Raw genomic sequence first — 22,715 nt, 5'->3', positions numbered from 1 at the left:
CACTGGTTACTGAGGTGATAAACATATGAATGAACAAGAAAAAAACAAATCAACCCATGATGAATCTCTCAAAAACAAGCAGGGAGATTCAGGCGCTAAGCCTTCTTCATGGAACAGGCTGTTTTCCAAACGGTGGGTATTCCCGGCAGTCTACACGGCGGCAGCGGCTATTATACTAACCTTGGTGTGGGTCTATCAGGATGCCGGCCAGAAGCCGCTGAACTCCGACACCAACGCAGTCGTTTCACAGGATTCCGCTAAACCCAGCAAAGAAGCCGGTGCAGCAAACGACCCTGAGGCTTTGGAAGTTGTCGCTTCGGCAGAAACTCTGACCTGGCCTGTAGCCAGCCCCGGAGAAGTGGAAGTGGTAAAACCGTTCTATGATGAGAATGGGACAGAAGAGAATCATGTAGCGGCTATGGTGCAGTACAATGACACCTTCGTGCCGAATGTCGGAATCGACATCGCACGTGAGGACAACAAGACGTTTGATGTCAAGGCAGCGCTTAGCGGTGAAGTAACACGGGTTGAAGATGTTGCAGTGTTCGGCAAGGTTGTAGAGATTACCCATCCGAACAATCTGAAGACGGTATATCAGAGCCTCGGCGACACCAAAGTGAAGCAAGGCGATGAAGTAAAGCAAGGCGACACGCTGGCAACGGCCGGACGCAGTGAAATTGAGAAAAATCTTGGCAATCATGTGCACTTTGAAGTGTACGAGGATGGCAAGGTAGTCAATCCTTCGGATCTGCTGCCGCAGCGTTAAGCATAACTTTTAGACAGGAGGCGAATGCCTCCTGTTTTTTTGTTGCTGTGTTCTGCGGAGCATAGCAGGACAGAAGTAAGCTGTTTTCCGCCGAAATGGGCCCTTCTTACGGTTGTCCAGGAAATAAAATGAGCCTTCCAGGGCTTGTCATCCCCTGAAAGCGCGAATATATAGGCCCGCCCCTCATATAATGTACCAAACTATCCACAGTTGGGAGGCGGGAGCGTGCACGATTACATCAAAGAACGTACGATCAAAATCGGACGCTGCATCGTGGAAACCAGGCATACAGTCCGGACCATTGCCAAGGAATTTGGCGTTTCAAAGAGCACGGTGCATAAAGACTTAACCGAGCGTTTGCCGGAGATCAACCCTGATTTGGCCGATCAGGTGAAGCACATTCTCGAATATCACAAATCAATCCGTCATTTGCGGGGGGGAGAAGCCACAAAAATTAAATATAAGAAAACGACCGGTAAAAAACGTGAGGTTGCCGTAGCCGCAAAGCCATGATATTTTCGGAATTTTAAGCAATAATTCAGGTTTATTACATTGTGTATATCCCCTAAAGTATGGTATTTTTAAATTTGGTACTCACTAACTAATCTCATTTAAAATAACACTTTGGGGGCTCTTTCATTATGCTTAGCAAGGATATCGGAATCGATCTCGGTACGGCCAATGTGCTCATTCATGTTAAAGGGAGGGGAGTCGTTCTGGATGAACCCTCCGTGGTCACACTTGAAAGTGATACGAAGAAAGTCCTTGCGGTAGGTGAACAGGCGCGTCGCATGGTAGGACGGACACCTGGCAACATTACAACCATTCGTCCTCTTAGGGATGGCGTTATTGCTGATTTTGCCGTTACGGAAATGATGTTGAAATATTTCATCGACCGCGTTGGCGGCCGTACCTGGTACGCTAAGCCCCGCATTTTGATCTGTGCCCCCACGAATATTACATCAGTTGAACAGAAATCGATCCGTGAAGCGGCGGAACGCAGCGGGGCCAAGGATGTTTATATGGAAGAAGAACCCAAGGCCGCGGCAATTGGAGCGGGTATGGATATTTATCAACCAAGCGGAAATATGGTCGTCGATATCGGCGGCGGAACGACGGATGTAGCTGTCCTGTCCATGGGCGACGTCGTTACCGCCTCCTCCATCAAAATTGCAGGGGACAAGTTCGACGATGCCATTTTAAAATATATCAAACAGAAATATAAACTGCTCATCGGTGAGCGCACGGCTGAGGATATTAAAGTGACCATCGGAACAGTCCGGCCGGGCGGCATGCAGGCGGAAATGGATATTCGCGGCCGGGATATGGTCAGCGGACTTCCACAAACACTGACCATTAACTCCGGTGAGGTTAAAGAAGCATTATGGGATCCGGTTTCCTCTATTGTCGCTGCGGCAAAATCAGTGCTCGAGCGTACACCGCCGGAGCTGTCGGCCGACATTATCGACCGCGGGGTTGTACTGACCGGCGGCGGCGCGCTGCTTAACGGGCTGGACGAGCTGCTCTCGGAGCAGCTGCATGTTCCTGTCTGGGTAGCTGAGGATCCGATGCACTGTGTGGTCAAGGGAACGGGGATTATGCTGGATCATTTGGACAAGGTCGTTAAGAAAAAGTTCTAAGCTGCCGATAATAAAGGATAATAGCAGATTCAGGAAGGAGAATTGCCCTCATGATTAGAGGATTATATACGGCCGCTGCCGGGATGGTCACGCAGCAGCGCAGACATGATACGGCGACGCAAAACATTGCCAATCTGAATACAACGGGGTACAAGCAGGTCGATAGTGTCAGCCATGCCTTTCCCGATGTATTGATTTCAGCCATGAGTGGCGGCACCACGAAGCCGGTAGGCCGCCTCAACACAGGGGTTTTTGCAGAACAATCTGTTTCCCAATATTTGCAGGGCGATCTGATTGAAAGCGGAAAGTCGATTGACTTTGCCTTATCTACTGACTTACAGGTCGCGGACCCTGCTACCGGAGACAACATAGCTTTTGACGGGTCGGGCAAATATGTAACTCCTGAAGGCGAGGTTATCTACCGGCCGCAGGCATTTTTTACCGTTCAAGATAACGAAGGCAATAATTTATATACACGCAACGGAAGCTTCAGCGTTAGCGCGACCGGACAGGTGCTCAGCGCCGGAGGTTTTAATGTTCTAGATGCTAACGGCAACCCGCTGGTCTTGACAGGCCCGCAGGATAATCTTAAAGTGGACGGGCAGGGTAATCTGATCAATACGGCTACAGGGCTTCCTTCTGGAACCAAAATTGGTGTCAGTGTAATCACGAGACCGCAGGAACTAGTGCGCGACGGTAACGGTGTCTTCCATGCCGATGATATTGAGGCTGCGGAAATCCGCTATGCTAACGCAGGAGATAACCTGCAGGTGCGTCAGGGATATTTGGAGAATTCCAATGTGGACCCTACCCAGGTAACGGTTGATATGAATGCTGCATACCGGGCGTATGAGGCGAACCAGAAAGTCATTCAATTCTACGACACCAGTCTGCAGAAGACCGTCAATGAAGTCGGTAGAGTATAGAGGGGGGATTAATCCATGAACAATTCGGCAATCAGCGCTTCTGTCTCGATGTCCAGCCTTCAGCAGCGTCTGGATATTATCGCGGATAACGTTGCTAATATGAGTACCAATGGCTATAAGAGCAAAGAAGGTTCGTTTGAGGACGTTCTGACCCGTGTTCAGCAGCAGTCCAAAGACTACGATCAGCCCGGCCGCAGCATGCCGCTTGGCTTCAATATCGGCTTTGGGGTCCGTGTGCCTGGGGTCTCGACCAACTGGGAAGAGGGTCCGCTTCAAGAAACAGGGAATCCGACGGATCTGGCGCTGCAAGGTAACGGGTTATTCGGGGTTCAGGTGAATGGAGCTACCGCTTATACACGTCAAGGGGATTTTCATTTTACACCGGATGCCTCCAACCCCGATAATATGATGTTGGTAGATAATACAGGCAATCCTGTATTGAATACAGACGGCAACCCTTTAACAGTACCTGCGAATGTAAGTGCCGCTATTGATGAGAGCGGCCGGGTGCTCACGAAGACCAGCGAGAATGCGCCGGCCCGGGTAGCGGGTACAATTATGATTGTAGAACCGCTAAGCAAGAGTGCGATGCAGGCAGTCGACGGTAATTTTTACGTGCTTGCTGACGGAGTCACAGTGCAGCAGGCCTTCCTCCAAAGAGCACCGGGTGAAGCCTCAGCAGTAGGAGTGCGTTCCGGATATCTGGAACAGTCCAACGTTGACCTCAGCAAGGAAATAACGGAAATGATGCAGATTCAGCGCACCTATCAGCTTGTCTCACGGGCACTTTCCTCCAGTGACCAGATGCTTGGCCTGGCCAATTCTATGCGCGGGTAGGTGAAGGAATGAGTCGTCAGGACAATAGGAAACCGGAAGAAGATCAACGGCAGCCGGTGAAGAAGCGGAGAGTATCCACATGGGCCATTATCCAGTGGATTATGATTCCCTTGCTGCTTGTAGCTGCGCTTGCGAGTGGTCTTGTGGTCGGTTACGTCGTTCTAGGCAAAAAGGAATTCAGTGATGTGCTTCTGTGGAGTACCTGGAAGCATGTATATGATTTGGTGTTCGCACCTTAAATATGAGGTGTTTTAAAGCTCCCTGGTTGTCTAAGGGAGTTTTCTTTTTTATACTGGAAAATGTATAATGATTGGGGACCAAGGAACGCCAAAAAGGGCCCTCTCCGCCATGCTGCCGCGTGCGGTGGAGAAAGCCCCTTATCTTAACCTCCACTGCTGCAGGTGGTGAAGGATAATTATAGTTTTTACCGAAGCCGCCAATATTTATGCAGACTTTGTAAAAGAATAAAATCAAAGTACTGCCCAGCGGATTGTTTAAACACGCGGTTACATCCGAAAGGAGCTTTGCGACAATGCTGGATATCAATCAAATTCAAGAAATAATACCCCATCGGCCTCCATTTCTGCTGGTGGACAAAATTACAGAAATAGAAATGGGCAAACGGGCTGTCGGCATCAAAAATGTTACGGTAAATGAACCGTTCTTCACCGGTCACTTTCCGGGTTATCCGGTAATGCCCGGCGTTCTGATTACAGAAGCTCTGGCACAGGTAGGCGCCGTAGCTATTCTGGGACTTGAAGCCAACCGGGGCAAAATCGGTTTTCTGGCCGGACTGGACGGTTTCCGTTTCCGTGGCCAGGTAGTGCCGGGAGATACGCTAACGCTTGAGGTGGAGATTACCCGGCTTAAAGGCAGCATCGGAAAAGGCCAAGCCACCGCGAAGGTGGAGGGCAAGATTGTAGCCTCTGGCGAAATTATGTTCGCGCTCAGCTAGCACCTGTTATACAATCATATATCATAATATGGATAAGGAGAGATTCATATGACTGAATTAAGCCCGAAAGCGCTTGAAACATTGACACGTTGGCTGCAGGACCCTTCTGTGGATGAGAACACGAAGGCAGAACTGAACCTTCTTGCGAATGAAAAACAGGAACTGGAAGAACGCTTTTATAGAGATTTGGAGTTTGGCACAGGCGGATTGCGCGGGGTTATCGGCGCAGGCAGCAACCGGATCAACCGATATACAGTAGGCCGGGCCACCCAAGGTTTCGCTAATTATATACTGGAGCAGCATACTGGAGAAGGCAGACCTTCCGTAGTCATCGCGCATGACTCCCGCCGCTTCTCACCCGAATTTACGCTGGAGGCAGCTCTTGTGCTGGCCGGCAACGGTATTGAGGCGCATCTGTTTCCATCCCTGCGTTCGACGCCGCAGCTTTCCTTTACTGTCCGTCATTTGAAGGCGTCAGGTGGCGTTGTTATCACAGCAAGCCATAACCCGCCGGAATACAACGGCTATAAAGTTTATAATGCTGAAGGTGGACAGCTGGTGCCGGACGAGGCGGAGAAAGTCATTTCCTCCATATTGGAGGTTGATTCCTTCAATGGTGTAAAGCGGATTTCCCGTGAAGATGCAGAAAGTCAAGGCTTGCTGCATTGGCTGGGAGAGAAAGAAGACGAAGCCTTTACAGATACAGTAGCTGCTGTGAGTGTTGCCCGTGAAGAGATCGCTTCTACTCTTGGCAAAGATTTCAAGATTGTGTACACTCCGCTGCATGGAACGGGCAATTTGCCGGTCCGCAGTGTACTGAAGAAGATCGGCTTTACGCAGGTCCATGTGGTGCCGGAGCAGGAGCAGCCGGATTCTGAGTTCTCGACGGTGAAATCACCGAATCCCGAGGAGCGGGAAGCCTTTACCCTGGCTATAAAACTTGGCGAAGAATTGAATGCCGACCTGCTGATCGGTACCGACCCTGATGCAGACCGGATGGGGGCCGTCGTGCGGGACAATGAAGGGAACTTCGTTGTTTTATCTGGTAACCAGTCCGGGGCCCTGATGATCCATTACTACCTGAGCCGTTTGCAGGAACAAGGCAAGCTGCCGAAAAACGGTGCTGTTGTCAAGACAATTGTGACGAGTGAAATGGGCGCAGCGGTTGCCGAGCATTATGGCGCTACTGTATTCAATACGCTGACCGGCTTCAAATATATCGGGGAGAAAATGACCCAGTTCGAACAGTCCGGGGAATACACGTACCTCTTCGGTTACGAAGAGAGCTATGGTTATCTTGCCGGCAATTATGCCCGGGACAAGGATGCCGTTCTGGCTTCTATGCTGATTGCAGAAGCTGGGGCATATTACAAAGCACAAGGCAAGACGCTTTATGATGTGCTTCAGGAGCTGTACAGCAAGTTCGGGTTCTTCCTGGAAAGTCTGGAATCACGGACGTTGAAGGGTAAAGACGGTGTGGCCCAGATTCAGGCAATTATGAATGACTGGCGCAGCAATCCCCCGCAGGAAATCGCAGGTGCTTCTGTAAGCGAGGTTCTGGATTACTCTCTGGGGCTGAATGGCCTGCCTAAGGAAAATGTGCTGAAGTATCTGTTATCCGACGGCTCCTGGTTCTGCCTGCGGCCTTCCGGTACAGAGCCGAAGATCAAGGTGTATTTTGCGGTTCGCGGTGAATCGCTCCAGAATGCCAAGGATAAGGTTGCTGCACTTACGCAGCAGGTTATGGCCCGCGTTGACGGGAAATAATACGAGATAGCTAACTTCCCGCAGAAACGGATACTGCTCCTAACCGGATGCACATCCGTTTCTGCTTGAGTTTAGAGCGATTTTAATTAATATGTAGCTTGGCAGTGAAGACTGTTTTATAAACGGTACTAGGCTTCAAAGTGAAAGAGGAGGTACTTTTGGTGCAGCAGAAATGGCAACGATGGAATATAGCTTCGCGAAAGTGGTTGTGGATTATCGTAATAATTGGTGTCTTGGCTGCTCTCCCGGTTGTTTATGACCGGCTGCAGACGGAGAAATCATCCAAAACGGTTGAATTTGTATTTGATTACCGCGATCTGGTTGAAGTGGCCAGCTACCGCTCTAATCCGAAGGATTATATTTCCGACCAGCTTGACCGTTTAAAGGATGCCGGCGTTCAGAGCATGGCAATTTATGAAAGTACGCTTGAGGATTACCGTAAGGCCCGCCGTTTGATGTTATGGGGAGCGGCTGATATCGCTAATCTTACCGACACTGTGATTCCGGAGAATGAGAACTATACATATGTCCTCTTTACGAGCGCAGATAATAGTGATGCACTCTCGGCAATGATACGTGAAGCGTTCAGCGGTCTTGACATTGGAACGGAGGACTGGAGTTTCCGCGGACAGCAGGGTCTGATCATCAAGACTCCGATTGAAGATGCTACAATGAAACCGTTACAGCCGGATCCGATGACGCTGGACATGCTGCATGGCAAAGGGTTCAACATTGTCCCACGTCTAGTGGACTCCTTAAAGTATAACCAGGAAGCAGTACAGAAACTGCTGGACCGCTATGAGGAACTCGGGGTCAAGCGGATTCTTTTCGAAGGCGAGTCGGTCAAGGGATATAATGATGACGCTGACTTAAAGAGTTTAGACGCCTTTGGAAAACTTATGAAGGAACGCGGAATGGGGATTGCTGCAATTGAGAATATTAAGGCCCAGCAAAAAGGTTTTAATAAACTCGCCTATGAGCTCGATTATAACGTCGCACGGTTGTATTCTCTCAGTGAAAAAGATTCCGGCTTGTCACCGGAAATCATTGCTGACCGTTTCGCGCTTGCAACCAAAGACCGTAATATCCGGATGATTTATCTCAATACGATTCCGGCAAGAAACACCGCTAAAGCTCAGGTGACCGACACGTTGGATAACCTCATAACGAGTCTAAGCGATCCCGGGGGTGCTGTAGATAAAATTGAGGATAACGGTTTTACCCTGGGACAAGCTACGGCTTTTGAAGTCGTAGACTCCTCCTATCAGCGGTATTTCAAGCTTGGGGCTGTGATTGGTGCGGTATCCATGGTTGCTTTGCTTGTTTCTTTTTTCATTCCATGGCTCACACTTCCTGCCTGGGTACTGGGATTGCTGGGAAGTGCCGGACTGCTTGTAGTAAAGCCTCAGCTTTTTGAACAGGCGTTGGCACTTGCGGTAGCTATCAGCGCCCCGACTGTGGCGACAGTAATGGCGATCCGCAAAATCAATGAACAGGGACCGCCGCTTCGAACCAATAAACTAACCTATACGGTCATGAGTCCCAAGCGGCGTTTGGTGCACAGTCTTGTACTTTATGTGAAGACAGCACTGATCTCGCTTAGTGCCGTACCGTTTGTAATTGCACTTCTGAACAACATTACGTACAGCCTTGTGCTCAATCAGTTCCGTGGTGTCAGCCTGCTGCACTTGGCGCCGATTGCCTTGACTGCGCTGTATGTGCTTCTGTACCGTGGTGAATTCACTTTTAACAAGACAGGCCAGCTGCTGCGTACTCCCATTACACTCATAATGGTTATCGCTGCCGGCGTTCTGGCGATCATGGGCTGGTATTACTTAACCCGGACCGGCAACAGCGGCAGTGTAAGTCCATTGGAGATGACTCTCCGGACCTTCCTGGAGAATACAGTTAATATCCGGCCGCGCAATAAAGAATTCCTGCTGGCACATCCGCTGTTCATTTTAGGTGCTTTCATGGCCTATAAATACCGGAATGCTGCGTTTATTATGATTATTGCGGTTATCGGCCAGCTTTCGATGGTGGATACCTTTGCCCATATCCATTCTCCTGTGTTGATCTCCCTGATCCGCGGATTGCTTGGGCTGGGGATTGGTCTGATTATCGGGCTCATCGCCGTTGGCGTATGGCAGATTGCAGAAGGGTGTTGGAAACGATGGTCGCCGCTGCTCAAAAAATAATCCTCTCCGGCTATTATGGCTTCCGCAACAGCGGGGATGAGGCAGTGCTGCAGTCTATTCTAGATGCGCTGCAGAAGCATTCACAAGCTGCCGGCATACCGGTTGAACCTGTTGTATTATCCATTGATCCGGAGTGGACAACAGCTACTTATGGTGTAAAAGCTGTCCACCGGATGAAGCTGGGTGAGGTACGCCAGGCCATTTACGAGAGTGCAGGTCTCATCAGCGGCGGCGGAAGCCTGCTGCAGGACGTGACGGGCAGCAAGAGTATTCCCTATTACCTGGGGATTATAAAGCTGGCTCAATGGATGAGAAAGCCGACATTTATTTATGCCCAGGGCATCGGTCCGGTAAACCGGAAGCTGTTCCATCCGCTGATCAAATCCGTTTTCCGCAAATGCAGCTATGTGTCTGTGCGGGATGAGCAATCTCGCCAGCTGCTGCAGACTATGGGGCTTGGCCGGGAACTTGTTGAGGTTGTTCCTGATCCTGTGATGGGACTCTCTCTTCCCGAGGGTTCCCAACCCCTAGAGGAGATTACCCCCGACACTGCATTGAAGACCGTTGGGATATCGGTGCGTTACTGGGAGCAGTCCCGTAAGGAATTGGATGCCATTGCGCAAGGCCTGCTAAAAGCCTGTGGGCAAGTTCCGCTGCATCTGCGCTTCCTGCCTTTCCATCATTCCTCAGATAATGAGGCTTCCCGTTATGTGATGCAGAAACTGGAGGAAGGTATTGCGCGTCAGGGCGGCAGGATCAGCATCTGTGAAGATGCGCTCCATCCCCGGCAGATGTTGCGCGAGGTAGGAGAATGCGATATGCTGATCGGGATGCGGCTGCACAGTCTCATCTATGCTGCCGGAAGGCGTGTGCCGCTGATGGGGATCTCCTATGATCCTAAGATAGATCACTTTCTTGAGCGGATCGACTGTCGGCCCATCGGTTCTACGACTTCGCTGGACGGCGGAGAAGTTGCTGCTGAAGTCCTTCATCTTCTGGAAGCAGGAGACGATTGGAAACGTAAGCGTGAGCCGCTAATTGCTGCCTTAGTAGAAGAAGCCGAGGCTCCTGCCCGGCAAATTGTTGAATATTTCCACCGCAAAGGATGATTGATAGTGAAAGCAGAAAGTCCGGTACCTACAGTTCCAATTTTTGGCATAAGGGTGTCTAAAATCGATATGAAAGCCACAGTCGCTTATTTGACAGAAGCTGTCCGCAACCGTGAACCGCATCAGGTAATTACTGCTAATCCGATCATGGTTATGACCGCGCTGGAGAATCCCGCTTACATGGAGATCATGAAATCGGCGGAGCTGGTGGTGCCTGATGGGACAGGCGTCGTGTGGGCTGCGGAATATTGCCATGAACCCGTAGCGGAGCGTGTGGCCGGATTTGATCTTTTACATGAATTGCTGCGCCAAGGCGAAAGATATACATGGAAGGTCTATCTGCTGGGCTCTACCCCGGAAGTGATTCACGAGACGTCTTCCCGGTTACAAACTCAGTATCCCGGGATCATAATCTCGGGATATCATGATGGTTTTTTTGGACCCGACGACGACGAAAAGATTATTTCTGGAATTCTGGAGGCACAGCCGGATCTGCTCTTTGTTGCCAGAGGCGCTGACAGCCAGGAACCTTGGATTGCCAAGTACAAATCCAGACTGAACATTCCGGTGATGATGGGGGTCGGAGGGAGCTTTGATGTGATCTCGGGCAAGACCAAACGGGCTCCCATAGCCTTCCAGAAACTTAGAGCGGAATGGTTATATCGTCTTCTTAAAGAACCGACACGCTATAAAAGAATGCTTGCGCTGCCGAAATTCGCAGTAAAAGTGATGCGTGAGAAAGATAAAGTGACAAAAGCTCAGTAAAATGCGGATATTCACCGTGAAAATAAGAATAGCAGCCCAAAAACGGAATTGGAATTTGTATTTAGTTCAGCGTATAATTCAATGCGGTAGAGAAATGGGGGTCGACTGATCAAATGTTAATCATATACATCGCCGGATTTATTGTGTGCATGGGACTCGCCTTACTCTTGACGCCGCTGGTGAAGAAATTCGCTATTAAGATTGGCGCTACAGATGTGCCGAATGCCCGTAAAGTGCATACGAAGATTATGCCCCGCCTTGGCGGACTTGGTATTTTTCTGGCGTTTGTGTTGGGCCTGCTTGCCGTATTGCCAATTATTCCTTATGACTTCACTCCGCGGGAGGTAAGCTTCATCAAAGCGCTGCTGTGTGGCGGCGGAATGATTGTTCTGATCGGCGGTTTGGATGACCGGTTCGAACTTTCGGCAAAGGTGAAGCTGCTGGGCCAGATTGCGGCTGCCTGCATAGTAGTCTTCGGTTTTGGTATTACTGTTGATTTCGTAAATATTCCTTTTCATAATACGTATTCTTCGCTGGAAAGCTGGATTGCTATTCCACTGACTATTTTCTGGATTGTGGGTGTCACGAATGCCGTTAACTTGATTGACGGGTTGGACGGGCTTGCTGCCGGGGTATCCGGTATCGCAATTGCCACCATTGCAGTGATGGCCTTCTTGATGGGAAATACAATGGTTGCACTCCTGTGCCTCTTGCTGCTGGGCAGCATCATAGGATTTCTGTTCTTTAATTTTCACCCCGCCAAAATTTTTATGGGTGATACAGGTTCACTGTTCTTAGGTTTTTGCTTGGCTCTGCTTGCACTTCTTGGGTTTAAGCAAATTGCCGTCGTTTCTTTTATTACACCGCTCCTCATTATCGGAGTGCCTTTGTCTGATACCTTTTTTGCCATCGTACGCCGCAAGCTGCAGAAGAAACCAATATTCGCACCGGATAAAGGCCACCTGCATCATTGCCTGCGCGAACTGGGGTTCAGCCACCGTCAAACGGTACTGATCATTTATGGAATTGCTACATTTTTCGGTGTATTGGCTGTTATCCAGACATCAGCATCTCTTTACGAAGCTAACTGGGTTACTTTTGTAGTCATTTGCGTAATGCTGTTCTTCCTGCAAATTGGTGCGGAGATTACCGGTGTCATCAGTAAGACCAAACGTCCTGTGATTGACTTCTTCCTGAGAATGCGAATGAAGGTTAGTCAGGAACGAGGCTCTAAGCTGTAGGATTTGTTTATAGATTTATATTGCTATTAATATATATTTTTTTGAAAAGCTCATCCTGATGTAGGGTGGGCTTTTTGTATTCCAGGGGTATTATTGAAGGAATCTGATGCTGCACGAATTATAAGTGTATAGAAAATTCAACGAATTCCTTCAAATTATCTTCTGTAGGACCGATAAAATAATTAACATCATCAAAAGGGAGAGATTAATGACATGCAGCGCATGAGAAAGCCATTTGTATGGACGCTTCTGTTCGCCTTAATTGTATCTTTAATTCCAACTGGACTTATGAATACTGCAGTGGCTGCAGATACGCTTAAGCCTACCAGTTATTTTACGCCAGATAATACGAAATTGAGAAACACTGTTGACCTGACATTACTGCCTCCAATAGAAAAACAAATCTCAAGAACCAATGTATTGCAAGTAACGGATGCTAATTTACCAGTTACAGGAACGTTTACAAAAGTTACGAGTTCTACTCTGGGGGCAAATGTACAACGTTTGAACTGGGATGATGGGAAATGGGTAGAGGATGCTACACATGTAACGCCGGGTGTTGTCCAGCTGGATATTGACAGTCCTGACAACCGCTTTAGCGCAAATCTGACATTGTTTCCAGGCATGAACAAGATTACTCTTACAGGGTCACAGGGAAGCAATGATCGCTCTGAGGCTTTTTATGTACTATTTGATCAGGTTCCTTATGTCGAGAGACTTCAAGTTCTGGGTGGCTCAGAGAAGCTTAATTTGAACGAAGGAGCACAATTGGTCGTAGCCACCAAAGAAATTACACTTGAAGGTAAAGCGTTAAATGCAACAAAGGTTACTGCTGCCATTAATAATGAAAGTGCATCAAATACCTCTTTACTGCAGGATGGAACGTTCTTCTCGCAGCGTATGGCGCTTAATCCGGGTGTCAATAATCTGAAATTAGTCGTGCAGAATGGCTCAGATACGTTGAGCTTTGAATATACGCTTTTTTATTATGATGAGAAGAATCCTATAGTTAAAATGTATTTGGTTGATTCGCACAGTCAGGGTCAGGACCTGCTGGGTGGTCAGCCGGTGATGACAGAAAATTCAGATACTGCAAAATTAATGGTTCAAATGATGGTTGAGGATACTGCGGGAGTCCCTTTTGCGGGTTCGGCAGTAGTGAAAATGAATGGAGCAGTATCAACGCCTACCTATGGGAGCGGTATAACATTGGACAGCGCTGGTCTTATCGCTTTGAACGCGGGAGATGAGGTTTTGGTACCCTCTCCTATCAAGAATGCACCGTCCTATCGGCTGGTTTCTTTTGAGATGCCGCTGACCCTAAACAAAGACAATGCAACGCCAGCGAACAGATTAGAGACACAAACACATAATCTTTCGGTAGCTTACGGAACTAAAACTATAAATCGTTCTTTTGATTTTCAGTATATGAAAGATAGAATCGTAATCACGGATATGAAATATCTTGCAGGGTACGATGGAACGGGCGATATTCCACCCGGGGTAGCTCTGAATGGGGCTAAGGTGGATGCCAGTGAGTTCTACATCTCGGTTAAAACAAATACAGCAGTGACTAGTCCGGCCAAATTGATTGCGAAATATTTACCTATTTCCACTGCTGGACTGACACCGGAGTTGGTAACTTCTGTTTCAGGTACACAGCATATCTTTAAAATAAAGGATTTCCAAAACGGGAACCAGACCGTTAGATTTAACATTGAGGGTTCCTCTGCATATAAGGATGTTAATATTTCCTTTGCCTCTAAAAGCTATATTTATGTATCCAACCTTACAGATGGACAGACTATTGTTATTGATTCCGAGGCTGGCAAGACCCTTGCTGTTAAGGGGCAATATATTGATTTCAATTCAAACTCCGATTACTTCGTGGCTGAAATGTATGTGAATGGAACAAAAGAAAGATCAACCGGCTTAGATAAAACTTGGTTTAAAAGTGCCGCAGGCGGATTTGAGGTTAGTTTAGGTATTAATGCGACTACGGGGCCATTAGTGTTTGGAGAGAATAAAATTGTCTTTACAGGCACAGGTACAGATGAAAAGGGGCAAACCCGGGAAGTCCGCAAGGAATTGCGCATTTACATTCTCGATGAGAATGTATCAACCATAAGTAAGTTTCAACCCGCTGTGGGTACTGCTAGAAGTACGTTTCCTGATCGGGAGTTTGGACCAACGGATGAACTGCTGACCAAACTATTTAACTTAACTCCTGATTTTATATATAAGGATAATCAGTATACTACCAGCTTGAAAACTTATGATCTGGTACTTAGAGGAAGCGGTGCGGTAAAGCTCAATTTGAATATGGGAACAAAAAATATCCTGTCACTTGATATTCCTGCCATTCCGAATCCAATAATTACTCCCAGCCCGAGTTTTGCAGATAAACGCTATACCACCAGTTTTGCCGGGAGTCAAAAAGACTTTGTAATGCGGATTCAGGATCTTGTGAATGATACGCCAGGAACGTATATTTACACTCTTGAGCTGATAAATAGTACAGGAGCCAAAACCAGTCAGAAGCTGGAGATTGTTAGAGAAGTTAGTGCCTATCGTATTCTCTCTCCTCAGCCTTCTGTAGGTACTCAATATGTTGTTAATAAAAACTTTGTTCATTTTGATATTGAAGCTGAAGGGGCTACAGATGTCATCATAGACAAAGAAAAAGCAGTCAAACGTACGGATTTGGGGCCAGGGAGATTTGCACTGGACTATGTAGGGTTGAAGGCGGATAAAGCTAACAGCATCAAAATTCAAATTGTTCGCGGTGCTACGACAAGTACAGACACTATTTCAATATTCTATACCGGTACAGTAGCAGTCGATGCACAATACATGTCACCTAAAACAGCAGACAAATACAGTGTGTTTAACAAAGCAGTGGAATTAACCTTCCCTAAAGGAACGGTAATGCAAAGTACGGATACACGTAATTTGACGAAGTACTATCCTAATAACAAGCTGCGGTTTGGGATTGCAGACCCATCCACAGGTGTTGTAGAACGGCGTAACGATTATGGGAACGTCATCGGCTTCCCTGAAACCTTTAAAGAGAGTGGCATACCAACTTGGACGATTCCAGATGAATTTACGCTCCGGTTCAATTCTCCTTACGAGAGCAGCAATTTTGGACGTATATCGGAAGTGTATTGGATCAGCGGAGGATTGGGTGAACTTGGAACCACATCAACGCCAGGGCATATTCCAGCTACGAATGGTTTAGCTCCTTATTCTGTAGATGGATTGTTTGGAGATCCACAGACTCCTGCGGAACGTATCATTACACCGTCTAAGCGGGGGAAATTGACATTGGCCTTTGACCCGAATGTTGTACAAGACGCGGGAACTATTGTTACGGTCTTCAAATACAACAGTAAAAGGGAATGGGAGAATATTGGCGGTACTGTAGATACCAATAAGCACACGATCTCCGTTCCTTTTGATGAATTTGGGTATTATAAGGTAATGAAAATGAGCCGAGGATACAATGACGTCACGAATCATCAATGGGCCAGAAATATTTTGAACGCTCTTTACTCAAAGGGTATTATGAAAAATCTTCGGTTTGAGCAATTTGGAACAGACGATCAAGCGACACGAGGTGAATTCGCGACACTTCTGGTTAAAGGGTTGAATCTTCCACTTAACTATGATGACAACAAGACGTATTCCGATCTGGTGCCTGGAGCAAGTTCAATCACATGGGACTATGCCCATATTGAAACTGCGTCGAGAGCAGGCATAGTGACTGGACTTACCGATGGAGTATTTGCTCCGGATCAGCCAATTACTCGTGAGCAGGCAGCTGTAATGATTGCCAGAGCCCTGAAATTGAAATTGGCAGCTAACGATCAGAAATTAAAGGATTCAGTCGCCAAGTCGTTTTTGGATTCCGGTAAAATAGAATCTTACGCCTTGTCGGCAGTCCAAGCGGTTTCGAAGGCGAAAATTATGAATGGCGCTGAAGTAAGCATAGCTGGTCAAAAGAAGGCTTCTTACAACTTTAATCCTAAGTCTAATATGACCAGAGCTGAGGCAGGAAAGATCGCTGTGGAACTGTTAAAGAAGAGCACCACCATCTTCCCTAAAACCCTGAGCTAGATACATTTTAATTTGTTATGATATTACGGAGGGCTGGTTACTTGCCCTCCGTTTTGTATGCAAATGAATATGTAAAGGGTATGCCTTTATAAATCAATTCTCTTTGGGTATAATAAGAAACGAACTATATATAGCTCTTCGGAGAAGCTGTGACTTTATGCAGGTTGAATTTCCATTTAGATAACTTTGTAATCTGCTCCCATTTACGGTACAATAAATTAGAAAATAATATTTTCTGAAAGGTGAAAGCCATCCATGAAACCGATTTTAGCAAAAGCACAATTGGATTATATGAAAGCAAAGAATATGTTTGAGAATAGAGCGAAAATCCTGGAAAAGGAAATCACAGCAAAAAGAGCGTTGCAGGAAATTTCACAGGATCTAATGGAGGAACTTGTACAAGCTACAGGATTCCATGATGCATATAATGATCTTGTTATTGCGGAGAATGCATTAATTGAGTGGTCTCATACTACAATTAAGCATGAGAAGAGCTATCGGGAGAACCGCACGGCGATTGACGCGATGTACGAGAATGTCAATTCAAGCCCTGAGAAGCGGCAGGAATTGATTCAGCTATCGATGAAGATCCGTTAGTTATATGCTTTAAAGTGAAAGCGCCGGTTACGGCGCTTTTTTGTTTTGGCTGATAAAGAAATTTCCGGGTTTGAAAAAAGGTGATTATGTTTATTAACTTAACAAATATTGTTTAATGACGTTTCGAAAGTTCATGTGCTATACTGTTTCCCGTAGTCACCCATGATTAGCAATAGTTAGTAGAACTACATATGCTCTTCTATTGGAGCGGCATCGGGATGCCAAAAAAACTTTTTTTGAGTAAGGCGCAACTTTTCCAGAACTTCTGCGTTTAAAGTGTAGAGTCATTTGCACCAGACATTTGGGATCACCCAAATTAATGAAGGCGCAGTGATTGGAAAAATTAGCTTTACGTGACTTGAGGCACATTGTATAATACTTAGGTAGAATTAGGAATCTAGTATTGTCATGCCTTAAACCGGTTTACCAGTTTCTGTGATACCCGTCACAGACATTATTTATACTTAATATGCTCAACTCGGGAAAGGGGGTGCATCGGCTAATGAGTGACATGAGCTACCCAACTAAAGAAAAATCTCAGTTCATGAACGTCCAAGGAGGAGAAAAAAAGGTTATGAAGAAAATTTTATCCGTAGCATTATCTACAGCAATGGCATTCTCGATGTTTGCCTCTGTAGCATTTGGTGAAACTGCAACAACTCCACAAGCGAAATTTGATGCTTTGGCAGCGAAAGGTATTCTTGAAGGGTACCCAGACGGTCAAGCTCATCTTGAAAAAGATCTGACTCGCGCTGAATTCGCGAAGATCGTGACTAAATTGTTTGATCTTCCAGAAGTAGCTCCTACAACATTGTCTTACAAAGACAAAGGTTACACTAAAACTATGTGGGCAGTGCCTTACATTGAAGCTGCAACTGCAGCTGGATACATGAAGGGAACTGACACTGTAAAAGGTCTCTTTAACTTCAATGGTAAAGTTACAGTGCAAGAAATTGCAGCTGTACTGCACCGTGCTTTGAAACTTGAAACTCCTACTACAACTGACAACAATGCAGCTGTATGGGCTAAAGGTTATGCACAAGCAGTTGTTGAAGCTGGTCTGGTTGCAAAGGGTGTTGATTTCAAATCCAACGCTACCCGCTCTTTGGTAGTAGAAGCAGCTTATGCTGCTGCTAACTACTCGAAAGCTCCTACAGTAGTTTCGGGTGAAGCTTTGAACCCAACTAGCGTATTGGTGACTTTCTCTGATAAATCTACAACAACTGTAACTCTGACTACCGCTTTGGTAGAAGGCGTTGAAACTACAGTTCCTTTCAAACACAACAACGTTGACTACAGCGTGAAGGTTACTCTTGCAGCTCCTAAGGTTGTTTCTGTAAATGCTCCAAACGCTAAGCAATTGCAAGTAACATTCAACCGTGCAATTGATACTTCAACTTTAGTTTCTAACGATAAGCTTAAATCCGGTGTTATCAGAGTAATTCCTTTGAATAACCAGCCTGCTATTACTGTAGATGGTTCTGAAGTGAGCGTTAACGCTGCTGGAACTGAAGCAATTGTTACGTTCCCAGGTCTTGAATTCCTTAAAGGCCAATACACTGTTGTTGTAACAGATGCAGTTAAGACAACTGCTGGAACAGCTCTTGCTAATTACAGCGCTTTGTTGACTGCTGCTGATACAGTAGCTCCAACAGTTGCAAGCGTAACTGCTGTAGCTAAGGATACTACCAATAAAGTGCTTGTGAAGTTCAGTGAGCCAGTTAAACCAGCTGGAATCATTGCTAGCGTAAACGGTGTGTCTGCTTCAGTAACTCGTGAAACTTACGACACCTTCAGCTTGACTGCAGGTACATTGAAGACTGGTACAACTTATGATGTATCCTTGTTGAATGTTAGTGACTTTGCTGGCAACCTGATAAGTCCTAATCCGATCAAAACAAGCGTAGCTGTAACTTCTGATACTGCTGCTCCTACAATTACTTCTGTTACTGCAACAGGTGATAGCCTTATCACTGTCAAGTTCAACAAGAAAGTTAACTATCAGTCCCTGATTGGTAACGTTAAATTCTTGAATACTTATGGAGAGTCTCAAGGAACACTTAGTGTCGAAGCAACTGCTGACAGCGACACTATTAAGTTTAAAGTTCCTGCTGGATTCAAACTGCCGGATTCCGGTTCTTACACTGGATCACTTGTTTTCGGAGCGACTGTTAAAGACACATTGGGCAACACGCTTGGTACTCCAGTGACTCAACCGATCACACTTGTGAAGGATACTACGGCTCCTGTAGCTTCTAATGCATCATTCAGCACTGATAAAGGTCTGGTTGTACCATACTCCGAAGATGTTACGCTGGTAGGTGGAACACCAACATTGATTAGCGACTCTACTGGTCTAGTAGTAACTGGTGTTGATTTCAGTGGTGCTAAGATTGTTGACGGTACTAAGCTCACATATCCAAATGTGAAGGGTCTTAGCGGAACTTATACTCTGCGTCTTCCTGCTGGTTTAGTAACAGATTTGGCACTTGCTAAGAACAAGTCAGTTGGCACTACTATTAATGTTAGTGCAGCAGCTGCAACTACAACTGACACTGAAAGACCTGTAGTTACAAGCATCACTTACTCTGAGGGTGTTAAAGCTGATACTGAAGTTGTCTTCACCGTAACAGTTAAAGACAACGTTGGTCTGAATGTGGTGTCCCTGCGTGATGTTAACAGTTATACTTTGGGCAGCAAAGCACTTCCTACAAATTCCTACGCTCAGCTATTGAGATCTGATGGAACTGCAACAGCTCCTACAGTAGCAGTAGTTGAAGTACGCGTTCCTAAAAATGCAATCAGTAAAACTGAAGCAATTGAATTTATTGCATCCGGTATTACAGATACTGCAGGAAATGGTACTTACGGCGCTACTATTAAGCCAGTATTGGCAGACGGTGTTAAACCAACCTTGGATTCAGCAGCTGTTTCTTCTGGAGATACTTCACTTCTGCAATTGACATTCTCCGAGCCGATTGATGCTGCTACTCTTAAGGCTAGCGACTTCGTAATTATTGTGAACAACAACACGACGACTCCAGCAGCAATTACTGGTGGTTTCATCGCCGGTGTTGGTAACGATGCAGGTAAATACTATGTTAGACTTGCAGGATATTCTGACCTCAATGCTAACAACGTAAACAATATTACTGTTAGAGTTATCGATGGTGCAACTGCTACAGATAAAGCAGGTAACACTATCGTTGGTGATAAGACAGTAAACGCTAAGTAATCTCCGATTACCGAAGCACAGAATAGCCTCTTCGGAGGCTATTCTTTTTTTTAGATTTTTTATGTAATAGGGCTTACAATCCCAGTACATTGGAGGTTAGTATGAAACCAACTTATAAAATAATGACAGCAGCTGTGCTTATTACAGGCAGTCTGTGGGGTGGATCCCTCTTTTTTGGTGAAGCTGACGGCGCCAGTGTAGGCAACCAGCCAGGAACGTCTGAAGATCCTGTAGTAACCAAAAGCTATGTGGATCAACAGATTCAAAAAGCGCTACAGGGTGGAACTATTGCTACACAGGCTCCAACGGCCACGCCAACGCCTGCAGCGACCCCTACGCCTACAACAACACCTAGCCAGAATAAAGGCGATGAAGTTGAGATCGTTGATGTGAAAGCAGGTCAGACTCTGATTGCCGGAGCGGGTGCCGAATTTATCGTTCGCGCCGGAAAGGCGGCTATTTATTCTCAGGACAGTAATGGTGTTGCTGATTTAACTGATGGAGCGGATCTGGTTAACGGTACTGCTGCACCATCCAATCATCTGTTATCTTTCCCTCGTGCCGGACGGGGCATAGTGGTACAAGACGGTCAGACTGGTGGGCTGGTGGTTATGGTGCGCGGAGCCTATACATTGAAATAGGCTCGAATATAAATAGGATGTCCTAATATCGGATTCGTCATACTTCGGCACAGTTTACCACTGTTGACAAACATTGAGGCGATTGAGGCCCTGGTAAAGAGCACACAATACTTCCTGTAATCTTAAAAAAATTCAGGAGGTGCTGTAACATGGCACGTACTAACCGCACAGTTGTACCGGAGAGCCGGGCAATGCTTAAACAGATGCAATACGAGATCGCTGCTGAATTTGGACTATATGGAGCTTCTTACGGTGGCGGGGCTGACACAGAGTTTGCTTCCGAACTGGGAGCTTTGGGTGGAACAGGGGGAATCGGGCGAAGTCAGTACCTCGGACATATTACATCCAGAGACAACGGATCTGTAGGTGGGGAAATTACAAAGAGACTGGTCAAACAAGCCGAGCAGTCTTTGTTTACTTAATACCCGAACCACTCTAGGGTTTGCTTGCGGGGGATCACTGTTTTGTTAAATAAGCTAGTACCTTACGCTATGACAGGTAACACTGGCTATAATTGACACCATCCGGCAAATAAGATAATATGACTTTTGAGGAAAGCCATAAACCTTTTCCATGCGGAAAAGGTTCATTTTTTTAAGATATGCGGTATTCCGATATTTATACTATACTTATTTTATGTGGCCTGTTATTTGTTAAGGAGCCCCCTTATACAGTGTCAGACTATCCATATGGGAGGTTATTGTACATGTCGATTAAAGGACGTCATTTATTTACTTCCGAGTCCGTAACGGAGGGGCATCCGGATAAGATCTGTGATCAGATCTCTGATGCGGTACTGGATGCTTTTCTGGCTAATGATCCAAACGCACGTGTCGCCTGTGAGGTAGCGGTAGCAACGGGTCTTGTGCTCGTCATTGGCGAAATTAGTACAAAGTCGGAGTATGTAGATATACCGGCCATTGTACGTAATACGATTAAGGAAATTGGCTATACACGGGCGAAATATGGCTTTGATTATAATACTTGTGCCGTTCTCAGCTCGCTGAATGAGCAGTCTGCAGATATTGCCCAAGGTGTAAATGCTGCGCTGGAGAACCGCGACCCTGCACAGGTTGCTGAAGAAACCGCCAACATTGGTGCCGGTGATCAGGGGTTGATGTTCGGGTTTGCTACGAATGAAACGCCTGAATTGATGCCGTTACCCATTGCTTTATCCCACCGTATTGCCCGGCGCCTGTCTGAGGTCCGCAAGAATGGCACTTTGGAATATTTGCGTCCTGATGGCAAGACACAGGTGACCATTGAATATGATGGTGAAAAACCGGTACGTGTAGATACTGTAGTGGTATCCACACAGCATGCTGAAGAAATTTCGCTTGAGCAAATTCAGGCTGATATTAAAGAACATGTTATTTTGCCGGTTGTTCCTGCCGAATTGCTAGATGAGAATACTAAATATTTCATTAATCCGACAGGCCGTTTCGTTATTGGCGGTCCGCAAGGTGATGCAGGCTTGACTGGGCGCAAGATTATTGTCGATACTTATGGCGGATATGCCCGTCATGGTGGAGGGGCATTCTCAGGGAAGGATCCGACTAAGGTCGACCGTTCCGCAGCTTACGCCGCCCGTTATGTCGCCAAGAATTTGGTGGCCGCTGGTCTTGCCGACAAATGCGAGATTCAACTGGCCTATGCCATTGGCGTTGCTAATCCTGTCTCGATTAATGTAGATACATACGGAACAGGTAAAATCAGTGAGGAAAAAATGGCTCAGTTAATCAGCAGCAACTTCGATTTGCGGCCGGCCGGAATCATTTCCATGCTGGATCTGCGCAAGCCGATTTATAGACAAACTGCAGCTTACGGTCATTTTGGACGTACAGATATTGATCTTCCTTGGGAACGTGTGGACAAGGCAGAAATGCTTAAAGACCAGGCTGGGATATAAATTATAGCTT

The 22,715-nt window shown here is 46.5% G+C and carries 18 protein-coding genes; all 18 read left to right on the top strand.

Annotated elements, in window-relative coordinates; translation table 11 throughout:
• The first annotated feature begins 25 nt into the window (after window positions 1-25).
• The 18 genes from MHI45_RS16000 to metK all read left to right on the top strand — a co-directional run bounded on the left by MHI45_RS16000 (window position 26) and on the right by metK (window position 22,705).
• Window positions 26-766 carry a M23 family metallopeptidase gene (locus tag MHI45_RS16000; RefSeq protein ID WP_076109653.1) on the top strand — a complete coding sequence of 247 codons (741 nt, stop codon included), beginning with the start codon at window positions 26-28 and terminating at the stop codon, window positions 764-766.
• Window positions 767-991: 225 nt separating this feature from the next.
• Window positions 992-1,279, top strand: a complete 288-nt coding sequence (gene spoIIID / locus MHI45_RS15995) for a sporulation transcriptional regulator SpoIIID (RefSeq protein WP_038597396.1) — start codon at window positions 992-994, stop codon at window positions 1,277-1,279.
• A 128-nt stretch (window positions 1,280-1,407) separates the two neighbouring features.
• Window positions 1,408-2,406, top strand: a complete 999-nt coding sequence (locus MHI45_RS15990) for a rod shape-determining protein (RefSeq protein ID WP_038597393.1) — start codon at window positions 1,408-1,410, stop codon at window positions 2,404-2,406.
• A gap of 50 nt (window positions 2,407-2,456) precedes the next feature.
• Complete coding sequence (locus tag MHI45_RS15985; RefSeq protein WP_038597390.1) at window positions 2,457-3,332, top strand: flagellar hook-basal body protein; 876 nt, start codon at window positions 2,457-2,459, stop codon at window positions 3,330-3,332.
• Between the two features lie 15 nt (window positions 3,333-3,347).
• Window positions 3,348-4,169 (top strand): flagellar hook-basal body protein, encoded by an 822-nt coding sequence (locus MHI45_RS15980; protein WP_076109652.1) that lies wholly within the window; start codon window positions 3,348-3,350, stop codon window positions 4,167-4,169.
• A gap of 8 nt (window positions 4,170-4,177) precedes the next feature.
• A complete protein-coding gene (locus tag MHI45_RS15975; protein ID WP_076109651.1) occupies window positions 4,178-4,408 on the top strand; it encodes a DNA-directed RNA polymerase subunit beta in 231 nt (76 codons plus the stop codon).
• A 293-nt stretch (window positions 4,409-4,701) separates the two neighbouring features.
• Window positions 4,702-5,124, top strand: a complete 423-nt coding sequence (gene fabZ, locus MHI45_RS15970) for a 3-hydroxyacyl-ACP dehydratase FabZ (RefSeq protein WP_038597382.1) — start codon at window positions 4,702-4,704, stop codon at window positions 5,122-5,124.
• 48 nt (window positions 5,125-5,172) lie between these two features.
• The gene (locus MHI45_RS15965; protein ID WP_076109650.1) at window positions 5,173-6,891 is read left to right on the top strand and encodes a phospho-sugar mutase; all 1,719 of its coding nucleotides are present in this window, start codon (window positions 5,173-5,175) and stop codon (window positions 6,889-6,891) included.
• Window positions 6,892-7,052: 161 nt separating this feature from the next.
• Window positions 7,053-9,089, top strand: coding sequence for a DUF5693 family protein (locus MHI45_RS15960; protein WP_076109649.1), 2,037 nt, complete (start codon window positions 7,053-7,055; stop codon window positions 9,087-9,089).
• Window positions 9,065-10,198 (top strand): polysaccharide pyruvyl transferase CsaB, encoded by a 1,134-nt coding sequence (gene csaB / locus MHI45_RS15955; protein ID WP_076109648.1) that lies wholly within the window; start codon window positions 9,065-9,067, stop codon window positions 10,196-10,198. Before MHI45_RS15960 ends, csaB begins: the two co-directional genes overlap by 25 nt.
• Window positions 10,199-10,963 carry a WecB/TagA/CpsF family glycosyltransferase gene (locus MHI45_RS15950; protein WP_445667503.1) on the top strand — a complete coding sequence of 255 codons (765 nt, stop codon included), beginning with the start codon at window positions 10,199-10,201 and terminating at the stop codon, window positions 10,961-10,963.
• Between the two features lie 113 nt (window positions 10,964-11,076).
• A complete protein-coding gene (locus MHI45_RS15945; RefSeq protein WP_038597370.1) occupies window positions 11,077-12,204 on the top strand; it encodes a glycosyltransferase family 4 protein in 1,128 nt (375 codons plus the stop codon).
• A 213-nt stretch (window positions 12,205-12,417) separates the two neighbouring features.
• Window positions 12,418-16,323: an S-layer homology domain-containing protein gene (locus MHI45_RS15940; RefSeq protein ID WP_076109646.1), complete on the top strand. Its 3,906-nt coding sequence runs from the start codon at window positions 12,418-12,420 to the stop codon at window positions 16,321-16,323.
• Window positions 16,324-16,578: 255 nt separating this feature from the next.
• Window positions 16,579-16,920, top strand: coding sequence for a hypothetical protein (locus tag MHI45_RS15935; protein WP_341119183.1), 342 nt, complete (start codon window positions 16,579-16,581; stop codon window positions 16,918-16,920).
• Between the two features lie 502 nt (window positions 16,921-17,422).
• A complete protein-coding gene (locus MHI45_RS15930; RefSeq protein ID WP_076109645.1) occupies window positions 17,423-20,155 on the top strand; it encodes an S-layer homology domain-containing protein in 2,733 nt (910 codons plus the stop codon).
• Window positions 20,156-20,256: 101 nt separating this feature from the next.
• Window positions 20,257-20,796: a hypothetical protein gene (locus MHI45_RS15925; RefSeq protein ID WP_076109644.1), complete on the top strand. Its 540-nt coding sequence runs from the start codon at window positions 20,257-20,259 to the stop codon at window positions 20,794-20,796.
• Window positions 20,797-20,945: 149 nt separating this feature from the next.
• Window positions 20,946-21,218 (top strand): alpha/beta-type small acid-soluble spore protein, encoded by a 273-nt coding sequence (locus MHI45_RS15920; RefSeq protein ID WP_076109643.1) that lies wholly within the window; start codon window positions 20,946-20,948, stop codon window positions 21,216-21,218.
• Between the two features lie 284 nt (window positions 21,219-21,502).
• Window positions 21,503-22,705 (top strand): methionine adenosyltransferase, encoded by a 1,203-nt coding sequence (gene metK, locus MHI45_RS15915; RefSeq protein ID WP_076109642.1) that lies wholly within the window; start codon window positions 21,503-21,505, stop codon window positions 22,703-22,705.
• Window positions 22,706-22,715: the final 10 nt, after the last annotated feature.

The sequence above is a fragment of the Paenibacillus sp. FSL H3-0321 genome (assembly GCF_038002865.1).
Taxonomy (GTDB): Bacteria; Bacillota; Bacilli; order Paenibacillales; family Paenibacillaceae; genus Paenibacillus_AQ.
Note: the sequence above shows the minus strand (reverse complement) of the source record. Positions and strands in the feature narration are given on the sequence as shown.

Bases quoted from the DNA above. Each gene is read 5' to 3' on its own strand.
- MHI45_RS15990 (WP_038597393.1), top strand. From the start codon at position 1,408: ATGCTTAGCAAGGATATCGGAATCGATCTCGGTACGGCCAATGTGCTC.
- MHI45_RS15980 (WP_076109652.1), top strand. From the start codon at position 3,348: ATGAACAATTCGGCAATCAGCGCTTCTGTCTCGATGTCCAGCCTTCAG.
- MHI45_RS15920 (WP_076109643.1), top strand. From the start codon at position 20,946: ATGGCACGTACTAACCGCACAGTTGTACCGGAGAGCCGGGCAATGCTT.
- MHI45_RS16000 (WP_076109653.1), top strand. From the start codon at position 26: ATGAATGAACAAGAAAAAAACAAATCAACCCATGATGAATCTCTCAAA.
- MHI45_RS15965 (WP_076109650.1), top strand. From the start codon at position 5,173: ATGACTGAATTAAGCCCGAAAGCGCTTGAAACATTGACACGTTGGCTG.
- metK (WP_076109642.1), top strand. From the start codon at position 21,503: ATGTCGATTAAAGGACGTCATTTATTTACTTCCGAGTCCGTAACGGAG.
- MHI45_RS15930 (WP_076109645.1), top strand. From the start codon at position 17,423: ATGAGTGACATGAGCTACCCAACTAAAGAAAAATCTCAGTTCATGAAC.
- MHI45_RS15975 (WP_076109651.1), top strand. From the start codon at position 4,178: ATGAGTCGTCAGGACAATAGGAAACCGGAAGAAGATCAACGGCAGCCG.
- csaB (WP_076109648.1), top strand. From the start codon at position 9,065: ATGGTCGCCGCTGCTCAAAAAATAATCCTCTCCGGCTATTATGGCTTC.
- MHI45_RS15925 (WP_076109644.1), top strand. From the start codon at position 20,257: ATGAAACCAACTTATAAAATAATGACAGCAGCTGTGCTTATTACAGGC.
- MHI45_RS15945 (WP_038597370.1), top strand. From the start codon at position 11,077: ATGTTAATCATATACATCGCCGGATTTATTGTGTGCATGGGACTCGCC.
- MHI45_RS15985 (WP_038597390.1), top strand. From the start codon at position 2,457: ATGATTAGAGGATTATATACGGCCGCTGCCGGGATGGTCACGCAGCAG.
- fabZ (WP_038597382.1), top strand. From the start codon at position 4,702: ATGCTGGATATCAATCAAATTCAAGAAATAATACCCCATCGGCCTCCA.
- MHI45_RS15940 (WP_076109646.1), top strand. From the start codon at position 12,418: ATGCAGCGCATGAGAAAGCCATTTGTATGGACGCTTCTGTTCGCCTTA.
- MHI45_RS15935 (WP_341119183.1), top strand. From the start codon at position 16,579: ATGAAACCGATTTTAGCAAAAGCACAATTGGATTATATGAAAGCAAAG.